Annotated in this window: 16 protein-coding genes; 8 read left to right on the top strand and 8 right to left on the bottom strand. The window is 72.4% G+C overall.

What is annotated here, in order from left to right:
* Positions 1-24: 24 nt before the first annotated feature.
* A complete protein-coding gene (locus ACZ7LT_RS20050) occupies positions 25-216 on the top strand; it encodes a DUF1059 domain-containing protein (RefSeq protein ID WP_028797892.1) in 192 nt (63 codons plus the stop codon).
* 88 nt (positions 217-304) lie between these two features.
* Here ACZ7LT_RS20050 and ACZ7LT_RS20045 read toward each other — a convergent pair whose 3' ends face one another.
* Entirely contained in the window at positions 305-1,459 is a 1,155-nt protein-coding gene (locus ACZ7LT_RS20045) for a cystathionine gamma-synthase (RefSeq protein ID WP_471237369.1), read from the bottom strand.
* A 58-nt stretch (positions 1,460-1,517) separates the two neighbouring features.
* Between ACZ7LT_RS20045 and ACZ7LT_RS20040 the strand changes: the two genes are divergently transcribed.
* The 4 genes from ACZ7LT_RS20040 (at position 1,518) to msrA (ending at position 6,311) form a co-directional block, all read left to right on the top strand.
* Positions 1,518-2,624 carry a hypothetical protein gene (locus ACZ7LT_RS20040; protein WP_471237368.1) on the top strand — a complete coding sequence of 369 codons (1,107 nt, stop codon included), beginning with the start codon at positions 1,518-1,520 and terminating at the stop codon, positions 2,622-2,624.
* A 164-nt stretch (positions 2,625-2,788) separates the two neighbouring features.
* Positions 2,789-4,426 (top strand): M48 family metallopeptidase, encoded by a 1,638-nt coding sequence (locus tag ACZ7LT_RS20035; protein WP_471237367.1) that lies wholly within the window; start codon positions 2,789-2,791, stop codon positions 4,424-4,426.
* 78 nt (positions 4,427-4,504) lie between these two features.
* The gene (locus ACZ7LT_RS20030) at positions 4,505-5,578 is read left to right on the top strand and encodes a hypothetical protein (RefSeq protein WP_471237366.1); all 1,074 of its coding nucleotides are present in this window, start codon (positions 4,505-4,507) and stop codon (positions 5,576-5,578) included.
* A 70-nt stretch (positions 5,579-5,648) separates the two neighbouring features.
* Positions 5,649-6,311, top strand: a complete 663-nt coding sequence (gene msrA, locus ACZ7LT_RS20025; RefSeq protein ID WP_471237365.1) for a peptide-methionine (S)-S-oxide reductase MsrA — start codon at positions 5,649-5,651, stop codon at positions 6,309-6,311.
* A 31-nt stretch (positions 6,312-6,342) separates the two neighbouring features.
* Here msrA and ACZ7LT_RS20020 read toward each other — a convergent pair whose 3' ends face one another.
* From ACZ7LT_RS20020 to ACZ7LT_RS20010, 3 genes are all read right to left on the bottom strand, one after another.
* On the bottom strand, positions 6,343-6,819 hold the full coding sequence (locus tag ACZ7LT_RS20020) for a hypothetical protein (protein WP_471237364.1): 477 nt from the start codon (positions 6,817-6,819) through the stop codon (positions 6,343-6,345).
* 95 nt (positions 6,820-6,914) lie between these two features.
* A complete protein-coding gene (locus ACZ7LT_RS20015) occupies positions 6,915-7,550 on the bottom strand; it encodes a response regulator (RefSeq protein WP_471237363.1) in 636 nt (211 codons plus the stop codon).
* Positions 7,547-8,692, bottom strand: a complete 1,146-nt coding sequence (locus ACZ7LT_RS20010; RefSeq protein ID WP_471237362.1) for a sensor histidine kinase — start codon at positions 8,690-8,692, stop codon at positions 7,547-7,549. Before ACZ7LT_RS20010 ends, ACZ7LT_RS20015 begins: the two co-directional genes overlap by 4 nt.
* 184 nt (positions 8,693-8,876) lie before the next feature.
* Between ACZ7LT_RS20010 and ACZ7LT_RS20005 the strand changes: the two genes are divergently transcribed.
* Both ACZ7LT_RS20005 and ACZ7LT_RS20000 read left to right on the top strand, forming a co-directional pair.
* On the top strand, positions 8,877-9,470 hold the full coding sequence (locus tag ACZ7LT_RS20005; RefSeq protein WP_471237361.1) for a hypothetical protein: 594 nt from the start codon (positions 8,877-8,879) through the stop codon (positions 9,468-9,470).
* Complete coding sequence (locus ACZ7LT_RS20000) at positions 9,467-10,006, top strand: hypothetical protein (protein WP_471237360.1); 540 nt, start codon at positions 9,467-9,469, stop codon at positions 10,004-10,006. Before ACZ7LT_RS20005 ends, ACZ7LT_RS20000 begins: the two co-directional genes overlap by 4 nt.
* 71 nt (positions 10,007-10,077) lie before the next feature.
* On the opposite strand, the gene ACZ7LT_RS19995 is transcribed toward ACZ7LT_RS20000, so the two are convergent.
* Together ACZ7LT_RS19995 and ACZ7LT_RS19990 are read right to left on the bottom strand one after the other, a co-directional pair.
* Complete coding sequence (locus ACZ7LT_RS19995; protein WP_471237359.1) at positions 10,078-11,346, bottom strand: L,D-transpeptidase; 1,269 nt, start codon at positions 11,344-11,346, stop codon at positions 10,078-10,080.
* Positions 11,347-11,569: 223 nt separating this feature from the next.
* Positions 11,570-11,932 carry a hypothetical protein gene (locus ACZ7LT_RS19990; protein ID WP_471237358.1) on the bottom strand — a complete coding sequence of 121 codons (363 nt, stop codon included), beginning with the start codon at positions 11,930-11,932 and terminating at the stop codon, positions 11,570-11,572.
* A 108-nt stretch (positions 11,933-12,040) separates the two neighbouring features.
* Here ACZ7LT_RS19990 and ACZ7LT_RS19985 point away from each other — a divergent pair, with 108 nt between their 5' ends.
* On the top strand, positions 12,041-12,310 hold the full coding sequence (locus tag ACZ7LT_RS19985) for an LAETG motif-containing sortase-dependent surface protein (protein ID WP_471237357.1): 270 nt from the start codon (positions 12,041-12,043) through the stop codon (positions 12,308-12,310).
* Positions 12,311-12,381: 71 nt separating this feature from the next.
* Here ACZ7LT_RS19985 and hutH read toward each other — a convergent pair whose 3' ends face one another.
* Positions 12,382-13,923: a histidine ammonia-lyase gene (gene hutH / locus ACZ7LT_RS19980; protein WP_471237474.1), complete on the bottom strand. Its 1,542-nt coding sequence runs from the start codon at positions 13,921-13,923 to the stop codon at positions 12,382-12,384.
* A 96-nt stretch (positions 13,924-14,019) separates the two neighbouring features.
* Positions 14,020-15,165 carry a GGDEF domain-containing protein gene (locus tag ACZ7LT_RS19975; RefSeq protein WP_471237356.1) on the bottom strand — a complete coding sequence of 382 codons (1,146 nt, stop codon included), beginning with the start codon at positions 15,163-15,165 and terminating at the stop codon, positions 14,020-14,022.
* Positions 15,166-15,239: the final 74 nt, after the last annotated feature.

The following is a 15,239-nucleotide window of genomic DNA, read 5'->3' as shown; positions in this document are numbered from 1 at the left end:
CGCATCCAGTCAGAGGAGGCCGCCATGACCAGGAAAGTCGCCGACTGCCGTAAGTCCCCGAGCGTCATGAACTGCACCCTCGTCATCGCCGGCGAGGAGGAGGAAGTCATCCGGGCCGCCACCGAGCACGCGATCTCGGTCCACGGCCACGAGGACTCCCCCGAGCTGCGGAAGATGGTCAAGGAGTCGCTGGAGGACGAGAAGGTCAGCGCCTGAGCCGGCCCGGGGTTCAGCACACGGGCCCCGGGATCACGCGCACCGGCCCCGGGCTTGGGACTACTCCCGGGGCCGATGGTGAAAAACGCTAGCCGAGCGCCTCGCGCAGGTCGGCCAGCAGGTCGTCGGCGTTCTCGATACCGACGGAGAGGCGTACGAGATCGGCCGGGACCTCCAGGGCCGAGCCCGCCACACTGGCGTGCGTCATCCGGCCCGGGTGCTCGATCAGGGACTCGACACCGCCCAGGGACTCGCCCAGGGTGAAGAGCTTGGCGCGGTTGCAGACCTCGACGGCCGCCTCCTCGCCGCCCTGGACGCGGAAGGAGATCATGCCGCCGAAGGCCTTCATCTGCTTGGCGGCGATCTCGTGGCCCGGGTGGTCCTCAAGGCCCGGGTAGAGGACCTGGGTGACCTTCGGGTGCTGGGTGAGCATCTCGGCGACCCGGCCCGCGTTCTCGCTGTGCCGGTCCATGCGCACCGCGAGGGTCTTGATGCCGCGCAGCACGATCCACGAGTCGAAGGGGCCGGCGACCGCGCCCATCGCGTTCTGGTGGTAGGCGAGCTCCTCGCCGAGCGTCTCGTCGGCCGTCACCAGCGCGCCGCCGACGACGTCGGAGTGGCCGCCCATGTACTTGGTCAGCGAGTGCACGACGACATCGGCGCCGAGCGCCAGCGGCTGCTGGAGGTAGGGGCTCGCGAAGGTGTTGTCGACGACCAGCTTGGCGCCGGCGGTGCGGGCCACGTCGGCGACGGCCGCGATGTCGGTGATGCCGAGGAGCGGGTTCGACGGCGTCTCGACCCAGATGACCTTCGTACGGTCGTTGACCGCCGCCCGCACCGACGCCAGGTCGGAGGTGTCGGCGACGGAGAAGTCCACGCCCCAGCGCTGCACGACCTTGGCGAAGAGCCGGAACGTGCCGCCGTAGGCGTCGTTCGGGATGACCACGTGGTCGCCGGGGACGAGCAGCGTACGGAGCAGGCAGTCCTCGGCCGCGAGGCCGGAGGCGAAGGCGAGACCGCGCCGGCCGCCCTCCAGCGCCGCCAGGTTCTCCTCCAGGGCGGTACGGGTCGGGTTGGCGCTGCGGCTGTATTCGTATCCGCCGCGCAGACCACCCACACCGTCCTGCTTGTAGGTGGACACCTGGTAGATGGGCGGGACGACCGCGCCGGTCAGCGGGTCGGCGGTGTTGCCCGCGTGGATCGCGCGGGTCTCGAAGCTCTGGTGGGTGTGCTGGTCGCTCATGCGCCTGAGCGTAGTCCCGGTCACCGCCGGTTCCCGAGCCGTCCGGGACAATGGCGTCATGGAGATTCTCTGGTTCCTGATCGCGATGGCGATGCTGGTCGCGGCGCTCGGCCCCCTTCTGAGGCGCCGCCGGGGTGGTGGCATCCAGCTGGCCGCGCCCGGTTCGCCGGACGCCGCGGACCCGGGCGCCTATGGTTTCGTACGGCAGGAGCAGCTGGACGTCCGGCTGCCCGGCCCTGACCAGGACCTCCTGGACGTACTGGACCTGGTGCAGCGCACGCAGGACTGGCGGGCCGCCTCCCAGCTGCTCGCCGGGACGCCGAAGGACGGCGAGGCACGCTGGCAGCGGGTGCAGGCCTTCGCGGGCGCGGCGTCGCTCGAGCTCCAGGAGCAGCCCGGCACCGGTGGGGCGTGGCTGCGGGCGTGGCGGGCCGAGGCGCCGAAGGACGCGGGCGGGGCGGCCGTGCACGCGGAGTTCCTGGTGCAGCAGGCGTGGCGGTCGTCGACGGCCGGCACCGACGACTTCCGGATCATCCTCGAAGAGGCCAGGGCGGCCTGCGACCAGGCGGCGCTGCTCGCGCCCGGCGACCCGGTGCCGTACATCGTGGAGCTGGCCGTCGCCCGTGGACTGGCCTACGCCCCCGAGCAGTTCGACCAGGTGTGGGCGAAGGTGATGGACCGGGCGCCGCAGCACATGGGCGCGCATCTGGCGGCGCTGCACTACTGGTGCGAGAAGTGGCACGGCTCGCGCGACGACGCGGACCGCTTCGCCCGCTCGGCCGCCGCCCGCGCCCCGCAGGGCTCCCTGCTGGCGGCGCTGCCGCTGTTCGCGGTCTACGAGCATCTGCCCGAGATCACGCTGGTGCAGGGCTTCTACCAGACGGCGGTGGTGTCGCAGGCGATGGAGGGCGCGCTGTACGCGGTGCACTCGGCCCGCCCGGACGACCCGATGCTGGCGCATGTGCGCCATCTCCTGGTGATGTTCCTGGTCCGGGCGGAACGCTGGTCTGAGGCGATGCACCAACTGATCCATGTGGACGGCCACATCGGGGCGCTGCCGTGGACGGTCAGCGTGGACCCGCCCGCCGAGTACACGATCTACCGCAACCTCGCGGTGGCGGGGTTCGAGGCGAACGGCGGGAGCCCGGCGACGCTGCGGCACTGACGGGAGGCCCGCTCAGCCCCTTTCCGCGGGATCGCGGCCCGCTTCAACAGGATTGCGGGCCGCCGTCGCACTGTTGGATACTCCCCGTCCCCCACCAGCTCGGCATGGACATTGCCAGCAGCTCATGTGGTGGGGGACGTTCCCGTGGGGGGTTCCGAAACACCATGAGGGCAAGCCTGCGCGCCCTGCGCGCCCTCGTCCTGCTCGCCGGCTTCTATCTGCTCGGCTTCATCCTGCTGGCCGTGCTGGCCGGCATCGACTACGCGCTCTATCTGTGGGTGCCCGGCGCGGTGGCCGCCAAGCTCTACGTCGTCTCCTTCCTGCTCGTCGTCCCGGTCGTCCGCGGCCTGTTCATGCTCCGTACGCCCAAGGGCGAGCCGATACCGGGCCTGTCCGTCACCGAAGCGGACGAACCGCGGCTGTGGGCGGCCGTCCACGACCTGGCCGCCCAGGTCGGCACCCGCCCTCCGGCCGAGATCGTGCTCACCGCCGACGTCAACGCGGCCGTCACCGAGGACGCCCGCCTCCTCGGCCTGCTGCCCGGTCCGCGCCGCCTCTACCTCGGCGTGCCCCTGATGCAGGGCCTCAGCGAGGGTCGGCTCCGGGCCGTACTCGCACACGAGCTGGGCCACTTCTCGAACGCCGACACCCGCCTCGGGGCGCTCACCTGGCGCGGCCGCGCCCAGGTCATGCGCACCATCGCGCACTTCGAGGAGCGGGCCGCGAAGACGGCGGCCAAGGAGCAGGCCCGCCAGGAGCAGAAGAACGCCAGGGCCGTCGCCAAGGGCAAGCGGGCCAAGGAGGTCGACACCGGCGGCGCCGGGTTCACCTACCGGACGATGGCGAAGATCTACAAGGCGTACGCCAAGCTCTACCTGCGCGCCACGCTCGCCGGGTCCCGCCGGGCGGAGTACGCCGCCGACCTGGCCGCCGCCCGGATCGCAGGCCGGGACGCCGCCGCGGGCGCGCTCCGGGAGATCCCGGCGCTCGACGCCGCCCACGACTTCTACATGGGCTCTTACGCGACGCTGGGCGCCGGAGCCCGGCTGCTGCCGCCGCGCGGCGAGGTGTTCGGCGGCTTCGACCGGATGCTGGACGCGCGGGCGCTCGAACTCGTCGAGATGCGCGACGACCTGCCGACCGAGCCCGCCTCGCCGTACGACTCCCACCCGCCGATCGCCGACCGCGTCCGCCGAATCGAGGAGCTGCCCGCCGACGGCCGGACCGACGAGGCGCTGGGCGCGGCCATCGGGCAGCTGGTCTCCCCGGAGCGTACGCTCGCCGCCCTCGAGGACGCCGTCCTCGTCCCGGACGTGCTCACCTTCCGGCGCGCCGCCGACTGGCAGGAGCTGCTGGACGGCTCGATGGTCTCGCGGCTGAACGCGCTGGACACGCCCCTGCACCAGGCGCTGTGGATGCACACGAAGGAGCGCCCGACGACGGCCGCGCTGCTGAAGGTCATCGACGACGGCCAGCTGTGGAAGCTGGCCGAGCGGCTGCCGCTCTCGCAGGAGGCGGCGACCGCGACCGGGCGGGCGTTCCGGGAGTTCGTACGGCCCCCGCTGCGCAAGGCGGTCAACGCCATGGCGCTGGCCGACCTCGCTGCCCACGGCCGGCTCCGCTGGGAGTTCTCGTGGTCGCGGGCGGCGACCGTGCGCCTGCCTTCGAGCCCCGACGGCACGGAGACGGACCTCGACGCGGCGGTGGACGCGGCGGTGGACGCGGCGCTCGCGGACCGGCCGGACACGGGCCCGCTGCGCGCCCTGCTGACGCCGGGCGCCTCTCCTCAGCTGGACGCCTGAGCTCTCCCCCGCATTTCTCCCCTGATCTTCTCCCCTGAGTTTCTCCCCTGAGTTTCTCCCCCGAACCAAGGAGCCTTCATGGCCCGACTCATCCCGCTCATCGTCATCGGTGTGGCGGTCTATTTCTGGCTGAAGAGCCGCCGCAGCGCCGCGTCCGTGAGCTCCTCGCCGGACCTCGACACGAGCGGCGAGCGGCGCTCGGTCGAGCTCGGTTTCCTGCCGAAGGACCGGATCGACGGCGACCTGCCCGGCCCCCGCTCCCCCGAGCTCGCCGCGGCGCTGGCCGCCGCGAAGGCCGGTGAGTGGGAGCCCGCCGCCTCGCTCCTGACCGCCGTGGGCAAGGACTGGCAGCGCCGCTCGCACCACACCGCCGCGCTCGGATCCGTGGCCGCCGAGGACGACACGTGGCTCCTCGCCTGGGAGTCGGCCCGGCCCGACGACCCGGACGCCGCCGTGATCCGGGCCAGGAGCAGCGTGTCCCTGGCCGGGAAGGTGCGCGGCGCCGGGCGGGCCAAGGACACCAGCTGGGAGCAGTTCCACGGCTTCCACCGGATCATGAGGCAGGCCCAGACCGAGGCGGCCCGCGCCGCGGAGCTGGCCTCCGACGACGACCCGACGCCGGCCGTCGCCGACATCTGGACCGGGATCGCGCTCGGCCGCCCGCACGACGAGATGCGCGCGCTGTTCGCCGAGATCACCGCCCGGGACCCGTACCACTACGAGGCCCACTACCACGCCCTGCAGTACTGGTGCCAGAAGTGGTGCGGCTCGGTGGAGCTGGCCACGGCGTTCGCGGCGGAGGCGGCCGCGTCGGCACCGATGGGCAGCCTGCTGCGGGCGTTCCCGCTGATCTGCTGGTACGAGCACGAGGCCTTCGGCCACACCTCCCGCGGCTTCCGTACCCCCGAGGTGTCGGCCATGGTCGACGCGCTCGCCGCCGACGTCGCGGCCGCCGACCCCGGCCACCTGCGGCTGCCCGAGGTGCGGCTGCTGCTCGTCTGGTACCTGGTGAAGCTGCGCCGCTACCCCGAGGCGCTGGAGCAGTTCCGGCTCGTGGACGGCTACGCGGGCGCGTTCCCGTGGTCCTACTTCCCCGACCCGGTGGCGAAGTACGTGGCGGCCCGCGAGGAGACCGTGCGGAAGGCCCGCTGACCGGCCGAGGAATGCGGGACGGGCCGGGCACGTTGTGCCGTACGGACCCGACTCCCCGAGGAGCCCCCGTATGTTCCTGTCCCGCACCCCCGTCCTCCCCACCCCGGAGCAGGCCCTGAAGGGCCGCGCGACCCCCGAGTTCCTGGTTCCGTCCCGGCACACGGTCCTCGGCAACCCGCTGCTCGGCCCGTACCCCGAGGGGCTTGAGGTCACGGACTTCGGTCTCGGCTGCTTCTGGGGCGCCGAGCGGAAGTTCTGGCAGACGCCGGGGGTGTGGACGACCCTCGTCGGCTACCAGGGCGGCTACACCGAGAACCCCGCGTACGAGGAGGTCTGCTCGGGCCTGACGGGTCACACGGAGGCGGTCCGGGTCGTCTTCGACCCGTCCGTCGTCACCTACGAGCAGCTTCTGAAGCTCTTCTGGGAGTCCCACGACCCGACCCAGGGTTTTCGCCAGGGCAACGACGTCGGCACCCAGTACCGCTCGGCCGTCTACACCCACTCCCCGGCGCAGGCGTCGGCGGCCGAGGCGTCCCGTGAGGCCTACCAGAAGGTCCTGACAGGCTCCGGTTACGCGACGATCACCACCGAGATCCTGCCGGCGGAGGGCCGCCCCTTCTACCCGGCGGAGCCGTACCACCAGCAGTACCTGGACAAGAACCCGGGCGGCTACTGCGGCATCGGCGGCACGGGCGTCTCGTGCCCGATCGGGGTGGCGAAGGCGGACGGCTGACGGCGGTCAGGCGTTCTGGGCCGCCGCGCGGTCAGCGGTCGCCCGTGGTGCCCTCCGGGAGGCTGTCGGCGACATAGGCGTCCAGGTCCGGGGTGTCCGGGGCCAGGATGTGGCGGACCCAGGCGTCCCGTTCGTGGAGCAGCGGCGGGAGTTCCCAGACGCAGCCGATCCAGGGGCGGTTCGTGCGGACGAAGTGGGTCGGGTCGTGGTCGGGGCAGTCCAGTGCGGGCTGCCCGGCCGCCGCGCCGGTGAAGTGCAGGACGTTGTCCCAGACCCAGCTGTAGACGTTGAGGTAGGCGCCGTCGTCGTCCCCGCGGTGCAGGACGACGAAGGCGGCGGGCGGGGTCCCGTCCTGTTCCGGCAGCAGGTCGGGCAGGAGGGCGTAGGCCGCCTTCTCGACCTCCGGCGCGATGCCGGACGGGTCGGCGGTGACGTGGTAGCGCTTGATGCGGCGGCCCGCCACGTCGATCGGCGGCGGGACCGTGAGGTGCTTCTCGGCGAAAGGCATGCGAGGACCGTACGAGGGCTTCCCTGACACCTTGTGTCAGGGAAGCCCTCGTCGTCTGCTGCCGGTTCTGCTGCCGGCCGGGCGCCGCGGAGGTGTCACCGCCGCGGGTCGGCCAGGCCCGCCTCCCAGGCCCAGGCCGCGATGCCGACCCGGTTACGCACCTTCAACTTGGCCTGGATGTTGGCGAGATGGGTCTTCGCCGTGCCGGCCGAGATGAACAGCCGGTCGGCGATCTCGGCGTTGGTCAGGCCCTGGGCGACCAGGGCGACGATCTCCCGCTCGCGGGAGGTCAGGGGGTCGGCGGGCGGGGCCGCGGGAGGCGCCGTGAGGCGTCGCAGGAGGCGGACGGTGATCTGCGGGCTGATGAGGGTGTCGCCGGCCATCGCGGCGCGTACCGCCTCGATCAGCAGGGTGGGGCCGGAGCGTTTCAGCAGGAAGCCGCAGGCGCCGTGGCACAGGGCGGTGTGGACGTACTCGTCGAGGTCGAAGGTGGTGACGACCACGACCCGGGTCTCGGCGGCGAGCAGGCGGGTGACCTCCAGGCCGTCGAGGCGGGGCATCCGGATGTCGGCGAGGACGACGTCCGGCCGGAGCGTGCGGGCGAGTTCGACGGCGGCCGTTCCGTCCGCGGCCTCGCCGACGACGGTCATGTCCGGCTGGGAGTCGAGGATCAGCCGGAAGCCGTTGCGTATGTCGTCCTGGTCGTCGGCGATCAGGATGCGGGTGGTCATGGGGTCCTTCCGGGAGCGGGGCCGAGGGCCGGGAGGGTGGCGGTGGTCCGCCAGTGGCCGTCGGCGGGGGCGGCTTCGAGGGTGCCGCCTAGTGCGCGGACCCGTTCGGTGAGGGCGAGCAGTCCGCTGCCGCCGCGCGGGCGGGTGGGTGCGGGGCCGGGCGGGATGTCGTTGGTGACGTCGAGCCGGACGTGGTGTCCCTGCCGGACGAGCGTGACGTCCACGCGGGCCGCGCCGGGGGCATGGCGGCGTACGTTGGTGAGCGCCTCGGTCACGATCCGGTGGACCGTGGCGGCGGCCTCGCGGGAGAGGGCGTCCGCGGCGTCCGGGGCGATGGTGAGCCGGGCCTCGGTGGCGCCGCTGTCACCGAAGCGCCGTACGAGGTCGTCGAGTTCGACGACGGTGGGCAGGGCCTCGCGGGCCGCGGGGGTTCCGGCGGCCCGCAGCATCGTCACCGTACGGTCGATCGACTCCAGGGCGGCGAGGCCGGCCCGCTCGATCCGTTCGAGGGCGGGCAGGACGGCGGCCGGGTCGTGTGCGGCCACGAAGCGGGCCGCCTGGGCCTGGGCGACGATGCCGCTGATGTCATGGGCGACGAAGTCGTGCAGGTCGTGGGCGAGGGTGAGTTGCTGGGTGCGGCGGGCGTCGTACACGGCCAGGCGTTCGCGGCGCTCACGCAGCCGGGGGTAGCCGCCCACGACGGCGGCGCCGAGCGTGGGCAGGGTCCAGAACGCGCCCATGCCGACGCGTTCCAGGAACGTGACGCCGGGCAGCAGGGGCTGAGTCCACAGCGCGAGCGCGGTGGCCGCGAGGCCGACGCCGAGACCCGCCTCCCGTATGGGAGCCCAGCGGAAGGCCGCCGCCTGGAGCGCGAGGAGAGCGGTGGCCGCCCCGAACAGCCAGCGCGAGCCGTCCTCGCCGGCGCCCTGCGCGTAGCCGAGCGCGGTGACGGCGAGGAGCGCGGCGGCCGCGGCGGCGCAGGCCCGGCCCGCGTGCCGGCGCCAAGCGCGGGGCCCGGCCGCCCCTGCGAGCAGAGCCGCGGCGGCGAGCGCGGCGGGCACGGCCACGTACGAACCGGCCGCGGCCACCCCCGCGCACGCGACGACGACCGCCGCCGTTCCCACCACCACGTCACGTCTCATCGGGCCAGCGTAGAGAGCGGGGCGCGGGCGCGGGCATCCGCCGATCGGCAGAGGCGGGCGCGCCGGGGCGCGCGGGGATCTGCCGGTCGGCCGATGGTGGCGCACCCCGCCCCCGGCGGAAGCTGATCACGTCAGAACGACAGCAGGAACCGCAGGTCAGCGACGAGCAAAGGGAGTTCGGCCGATGCGTCACTCGAAGATCACCTGGGGAGCGGCTCTGGGGACGGCCGCCATGGTGGGACTGCTCGCCTTCGGCGGCACCCCCGCGACGGCGACCCCCGCCGAGCCGACGGCGGCCACCGCGCGGAAGGCGGTGAAGGAGGCGAGCCTCACCGGCTCCGCCACGATGGACCGCGGCAAGGGCGGCGATCTCGTCACCTTCGCCTTCGACGCCCGTGGGTTCGCCCCGATCGAGGCCGGCGGCACCTCACGTGGCACGTTCCGCTTCAGCCACCACACCGCGGACGGCAAGAAGGGCGCGTGGTTCGAGGGCCGTATCGACTGTCTGCTCACCGGCGGCCCGGTCGCCACCGCCACCGGGGTCATCGAGCGCACCGACCATCCGGACCCGCGGATCGTGGGCAAGCGGGTCGGGTTCACGGTCTACGACGGCGGCAAGGGCGGCCGGCACGACCGGGTCGGCTACAGCTGGGCCATCGAGGACATCCCGGACGCGAACGTGCCGGTGTGTCTGAGCGCGGCGCCCTACGAGACCGCCAGGAGCGGCGACTTCACCGTCCGGCACGTCCTGCCGCCGACCCCGAAGGCCGACCGATGACCGCTCCTCACACCGGGCCGGAGCCGCCGCGCTGGGTCGTCCGTACGGCACAGGCGACCGCGCTGACCGTGCTGCCGAGCGGACTGTGGCGCCTGGCCGCCGCGTTCGGCATCGACACGGGCTTCACCGGCGGCTGGATGGCCGACGTACGGTTCGGCAGCTGGTTCTCGCTCTACATGATCGCGCTGACCCTGGTCGCCGAGGGCCTCGGGCTGCTCGCCCTCGGTCTGGTGCGGCCCTGGGGGCAGGTCTTCCCCCGCCGACTGCCGCTGGTGGGCGGGCGGCGGGTACCGACGGCGGTCGCCGTGGTCCCGGCGACCCTGGGAGCGAGCGTCCTGACCGTGCTGGGGGTGATGGGCCCCCTCGGCTGGAACGGCCCGGAGACCATGGGGCACCCCGACTCCCCCGACGGCATCGCGTACTGGGTGATGACCCTGTGCTATCTGCCGCTGGTGGCCTGGGGCCCGCTGCTCTTCGTGGTCACGTGGCACTACTGGCTGCGCCGCCGGCCCTCGCGCGGCCCGGCGGCGGCGTGACGCCGACGACGGTGCAGCAAAAAGGCCCCCGGGACGATCCGGGGGCCTTCTCATGTTCGTGTCGCCGTCGCTCAGACCGCCGAGCCGGCCTTCCACTGCGACCAGCTCATGTTCCAGCCGTTGAGGCCGTTGTCGGGCTTGATGGTGGCGTCCTTGGAGTTCTTGACGATCACGACGTCACCGACGATCGAGTTGTCGTAGAACCAGGCGCCGGGCTGGTTCGGGTCGTTGGCGCCCTTGGCGTCGTTCAGACCGACACAGCCGTGGCTGGTGTTGGTGGAGCCGAAGATCGAGTCCGGGCCCCAGTAGTTGCCGTGGATGAAGGTGCCCGACGTGGACAGCCGCATGGCGTGCGGGACGTCCTTGATGTCGTACTCACCCTTGCCGTCGTCGTCGGTGAAGCCGACGGTGGCGCCGTTCATCCGGGTCTCCTTGAACTTCTCGGAGATCACCATCTGACCGTTGTAGGTCGGGTTCTCCGGGGAGCCGGCGGAGATCGGGATCGTCTTGATCGTCTTGCCGTCCTGGGTGACCTTCATGGTCTTGGTGGCGACGTCGACGGTGGAGACCTGGTTGCGGCCGATCTTGAAGGTGACCGTCTTCTGCTGGACACCGAAGACGCCCTTGGCGCCCTCGACGCCGTCCAGGTTCAGCTTCAGCGTGACGGTCGAGCCCTCGGTCCAGTACTGGTCGGGGCGGAAGTCGAGCCGCTGGGAGTTGAACCAGTGGCCGACGACCTCCTGGCCGGTGCTGGACGACACCTTGATGCCGCTCTGGACGGCCTTCTTGTCGGTGATCGCCTTGTTGAAGTTGATCGACACCGGCATGCCGACACCGACGGTGGAGCCGTCCTCGGGCGTGAAGTTACCGATGAAGCTGTTGGCCTTGGAGACGGTGGTGAAGGAGGAGTTCTCGTGGGCCTCACGGCCGTCGGAGTCCTTGGCGGTGGCCGCGATCTTGTAGGCGGTGGCGCGGTCCAGCTGCTCGCTGGGCTTCCAGCTCTTGCTGTCGGCGGCCATCTCACCCTTGACGCTCTTGCCGTCGGCCGTGGTCATGGTGACCTGGGTGAGGGTGCCGTCGCTGACGGTGACCTTGGCGTCGTTGTTGATACCGGCGTTGTCGGCGCCGTTCTTGGGCGAGATGACTATTCGGGCCTTGGAGGTCTCCTGGGCGGCCGCCTCGTCGATCTGCGCCTGTGACTGCTTCGAGGCGTCGGCGGCCGCACTGCCGCCCTTGTCGCCGTCGCCCGTACAGGCCGAAAGCACCATCACGCCGCCGAGCAGCGCGGACGCGGCCACCAGGCCCCGCCGCTTGCTTGCCGTCATCACACGCTTCTCCATCGCTGCCGATTCCCTGCCATCTCTTTCCAACAACACCCATAACAACCCGAGCGGTTCCACATCTGGCCGAGATGTGGGGAACACCACTGAGCGACGCGCCCGTGCACCGGGGGGTTCCCGGTATACGCGCGGGGATGCCGAGGGAGCGGACGGGTCCCGGGCCGCGGCGCACCGCGGCGGGCCGGTGGGGCGCCCGGGGCCCGCCGCGGGTCGGCGTCGTGCCCTAGGAGCGGCCGGGATCCACGATCCCTTCGCCCTCGTCCTCTTCCTCCTCCTCATCTTCCTCGTCCAGGTCCCACTCCTGGGCGTCGGGGTCGTACTCGATCTGCTCGCTGCTCCAGGACGCCTGGGCGAGCTCGATCCCCGGCACCTCGCTGACCAGGTCGAACGGCTCGATCAGGTAGGCGAGCGCCTCCGCCTCGTCCTCGCGTACGGCGGAGCGGGCATGGGACCGCTCCTCCTCGGGCATGAAGTCGTCGTCCTCGATCCGGCCGATGGCGGCGGCGGTCAGCGCCTCGGTGTCCTCGATCTCGAGGACCACCTCCACCCGAAGCCGTACATAACGTGATGTCTCAGAAGTGCTCATACGTCGGAGCGTAGGCCGCGCGACGGTCGCGACTTTCCTGCGACCCGCTGAGTTCATTAGCATCGGCGGACACGCCAATTCCCGGTTGCCGTAAAGGGGATCGAATCTGTGTCTGTCGCTCGACGCCCCCTGTTGACCGCCACCGCCGCGGGCACCCTGCTCTGCGCCCTGTGGTTCGTGCCGTCGGCCAACGCCACGGACGAGGCCCGGACCGGGCATCAGCCGCGGACGGCGGCCGCGAGCGGGACGCAGCAGCTGAGACTGGCGGAGACGGGCTCGGTGAGCACGACCCCGTATCTGATCGGCGGGACCGCGTTCCTCGGGGTGGGAGCGGGGTTCGTGACGCTGGCGATGCGCCGGGCCGGCCGCCAGAGCTGACCGTACGAAGACGGCGAAAAGGGCCGCCCCCGGAGATCCGGGTGCGGCCCTTTCACGTCGGCGCGGGCGGCTCAGGCCAGTGGGCCGGTGACCGGCTCCACGGCCGCGAGCAGCTTGCCCTCCCGTACGAAGGCCTCGGCGGCGGCCAGGTCGGGGGCGAGGAAACGATCCGGCCCGGGGCCCTCGACACCGGCCGCGCGCAGGGCGGTGACGACGGCCTGGGTGGCGGGCGCGGGGGTGAGGCCGCGGCGGAGCTCGACGGCGCGGGTGGCGGCGTACAGCTCGACGGCGAGGATCCGGCTCAGGTTGCCGACGGCGGTACGCAGCTTGCGGGCGGCGGACCAGCCCATGGAGACGTGGTCCTCCTGCATCGCCGAGGAGGGGATGGAGTCGGCGGAGGCCGGGACGGCGAGCCGCTTCATCTCGCTGACCAGGGCGGCCTGCGTGTACTGGGCGATCATCAGGCCCGAGTCGACACCGGCGTCGTCCGCGAGGAACGGCGGCAGGCCGTGGCTGCGGTTCTTGTCGAGGAGCCGGTCGGTGCGGCGCTCGGCGATCGAGCCGAGGTCGGCGGCGGCGATGGCGAGGAAGTCGAGGACGTACGCGACCGGGGCGCCGTGGAAGTTGCCGTTGGACTCGACGCGCCCGTCGGGCAGGACCACGGGGTTGTCGACCGAGGAGGCGAGCTCGCGCTCGGCGACGAGGCGGGCGTGGGCCATGGTGTCCCGTCCGGCACCGGCGACCTGCGGGGCACAGCGCACGGAGTAGGCGTCCTGGACCCGGGGGGCCTCTTCCTCCTGGAAGTGGCCGGTGAGGCCGGAGCCCTTGAGGACGGCGAGCATGTTGGCCGCGGCGGCGCCCTGGCCCGGGTGGGGGCGGATGGCGTGCAGCTCGGGGCGCAGGACCTTCTCGGTGCCGAGGAGGGCTTCGAGGGTGAGCGCGGCGGTGACGTCCGCGGACTTGTAGAGGAGCTCGAGGTCGGCGAGGGCCATGATCAGCATGCCGAGCATGCCGTCGGTGCCGTTGAGGAGGGCGAGGCCCTCCTTCTCGCGCAGTTCCACGGGCGCGATGCCGTGGGCGGCGAGCAGCTCGCCGGCGGGGCGTACGGTCCCGTCGGGGCCCTCGGCGTCGCCTTCGCCCATCAGGGTCAGCGCGCAGTGGCTGAGCGGGGCGAGGTCGCCGGAGCAGCCGAGGGAGCCGTACTCGTGCACGACGGGCGTGATCCCTGCGTTGAGGACGTCGGCCATGGTCTGGGCGACGCTCGGGCGGACGCCGGTGTGGCCGGAGGCGACCGTCTTGAGCCGCAGGAACATCAGCGCGCGGACGACCTCGCGCTCGACGCGGGGGCCCATGCCCGCGGCGTGCGAGCGGACGATGTTGCGCTGGAGCTGGGCGCGCAGCTCGGGGCTGATGTGCCGGGAGGCGAGCGCGCCGAAGCCGGTCGAGACGCCGTACACCGGCTCGGGCTTGGCGGCGAGCGCGTCCACGATGCCTCGCGCGGCGGCGAGCGCGTCGAGGGCCTCCGGGGAGAGCTCGACCCGGGCGCCGTGGCGGGCGACGGCGAGGACGTCCTGTGCGGTGGTGCCGGTCGTCCCGAGCACAACTGTGTGCATATCCATATTCAGCAGCGTACGGATTGAATCCCAACGTGTCACTAGGTGTCCGTGTCACAAGTCCTTCAGCTGACGGACCCTTACGGCCGGACGGCCTTACGTCCCCGGCTCGCGCGGTCCGGGCTCAAGCGGCTCCACCACCGCGTCGCGGAAGCGGCGCCGGTCGCGGTGGGGCGGGGCGTCGGCGAGCCGGACGACCGAGCCGTCGCGGCCGGCCACCACCGGCTTCGAGGAGCGGGCGGCCTTGGCGCGGTACTGCGCCGCGTCCGCGAGGCGGAACAGCCGGCGGGCCGAGCGGAGCGGGCCGATCGGGTCACCGGTCGAGGCGATCCCGCAGGCCACCCCCTCACCGAGCTCCAGCTCACCTGCCCGTACGCACAGTTCGTCGGCGACCTTGACCACCTCGTCCGAGCTCGGGCCGACCGAGAGCAGGCAGAACTCGTCGCCGCCGAGCCGGGCCGCCAGCGCGCCCGGGAGCATGGCTCCGCACCGCGAGAGGACCGAGCCGAACCGTTCGAGCAGCCGGTCGCCGACCGCGTGGCCGTGGGTGTCGTTGACCCGTTTGAGGCCGTTCAGGTCGCAGACGACCAGGCTCACCACGGAACCGTCCGCGCGGTAGCGCTCGATCGCCTCGTCGAGCCGGGTGTCGACCGCGCGCCGGTTGGCGAGCCCGGTCAGCGGATCGGTGAAGGCGAGCCTGCGGACCTCCTCCAGGCGCTCGGCCTGCGCGATCCCGGCCGCGACCACGGACGCGAGGACGGTCGCGAAGTCCGCGTCGGCCCGGTCGAACACCGGCGCCCCGGCCGGCCGGGCCACGTACAGTTCGCCCCACGCCCGCCCGTGCAGCACGATCGGCGCGACCACGCAGCAGCCCCGGCCGCGGCGGCGCAGTGCAATCACGCGGTACCGGTCCAGGTCGCCGTCGGCGGTCTCCACCCAGGCGTCGGGCTCGCCGCCGCCGGCCCACTGCTCGTGCAGAAACTCGGTGATCTCGGGGAACTGATGCACCGGATAGGTCTCGGAGTCGGGGAACTCCTCCTCCCCCACCGCCCGCTCGCCCGCGTTGACCAGCACCTTCAGCCGGCCGAGCTCCCGCTCCCAGACGGACAGCGCCGCGAACGTCCCACCCAGCGCGTCCCTGGCCCCGAGCGCCGCGGCGCGCCAGAACTCACGCGGCGTGTGCGCCGCGGCAGTCGCCTGCGCCAGCGCCACCACGGCCCGCAGCCGAACATCCTCGCCCATTCCTACAGCTTAGGGAGGTTTCACCCGTTTTCCCTCGCGGGACGTCACCGTCCGCACCCAGTCACGGACAGTGA

It is taken from the genome of Streptomyces sp. NPDC039465, assembly GCF_055639315.1.
Note: the sequence above shows the minus strand (reverse complement) of the source record. Positions and strands in the feature narration are given on the sequence as shown.

Bases quoted from the DNA above. Each gene is read 5' to 3' on its own strand.
- ACZ7LT_RS19990 (WP_471237358.1), bottom strand. From the start codon at position 11,932: ATGAGCACTTCTGAGACATCACGTTATGTACGGCTTCGGGTGGAGGTG.
- ACZ7LT_RS20005 (WP_471237361.1), top strand. From the start codon at position 8,877: ATGCGTCACTCGAAGATCACCTGGGGAGCGGCTCTGGGGACGGCCGCC.
- ACZ7LT_RS20035 (WP_471237367.1), top strand. From the start codon at position 2,789: ATGAGGGCAAGCCTGCGCGCCCTGCGCGCCCTCGTCCTGCTCGCCGGC.
- ACZ7LT_RS20030 (WP_471237366.1), top strand. From the start codon at position 4,505: ATGGCCCGACTCATCCCGCTCATCGTCATCGGTGTGGCGGTCTATTTC.
- ACZ7LT_RS20015 (WP_471237363.1), bottom strand. From the start codon at position 7,550: ATGACCACCCGCATCCTGATCGCCGACGACCAGGACGACATACGCAAC.
- ACZ7LT_RS20050 (WP_028797892.1), top strand. From the start codon at position 25: ATGACCAGGAAAGTCGCCGACTGCCGTAAGTCCCCGAGCGTCATGAAC.
- ACZ7LT_RS19975 (WP_471237356.1), bottom strand. From the start codon at position 15,165: ATGGGCGAGGATGTTCGGCTGCGGGCCGTGGTGGCGCTGGCGCAGGCG.
- ACZ7LT_RS20020 (WP_471237364.1), bottom strand. From the start codon at position 6,819: ATGCCTTTCGCCGAGAAGCACCTCACGGTCCCGCCGCCGATCGACGTG.
- msrA (WP_471237365.1), top strand. From the start codon at position 5,649: ATGTTCCTGTCCCGCACCCCCGTCCTCCCCACCCCGGAGCAGGCCCTG.
- ACZ7LT_RS20040 (WP_471237368.1), top strand. From the start codon at position 1,518: ATGGAGATTCTCTGGTTCCTGATCGCGATGGCGATGCTGGTCGCGGCG.
- ACZ7LT_RS20045 (WP_471237369.1), bottom strand. From the start codon at position 1,459: ATGAGCGACCAGCACACCCACCAGAGCTTCGAGACCCGCGCGATCCAC.
- ACZ7LT_RS19995 (WP_471237359.1), bottom strand. From the start codon at position 11,346: ATGGAGAAGCGTGTGATGACGGCAAGCAAGCGGCGGGGCCTGGTGGCC.
- hutH (WP_471237474.1), bottom strand. From the start codon at position 13,923: ATGCACACAGTTGTGCTCGGGACGACCGGCACCACCGCACAGGACGTC.
- ACZ7LT_RS20000 (WP_471237360.1), top strand. From the start codon at position 9,467: ATGACCGCTCCTCACACCGGGCCGGAGCCGCCGCGCTGGGTCGTCCGT.
- ACZ7LT_RS20010 (WP_471237362.1), bottom strand. From the start codon at position 8,692: ATGAGACGTGACGTGGTGGTGGGAACGGCGGCGGTCGTCGTCGCGTGC.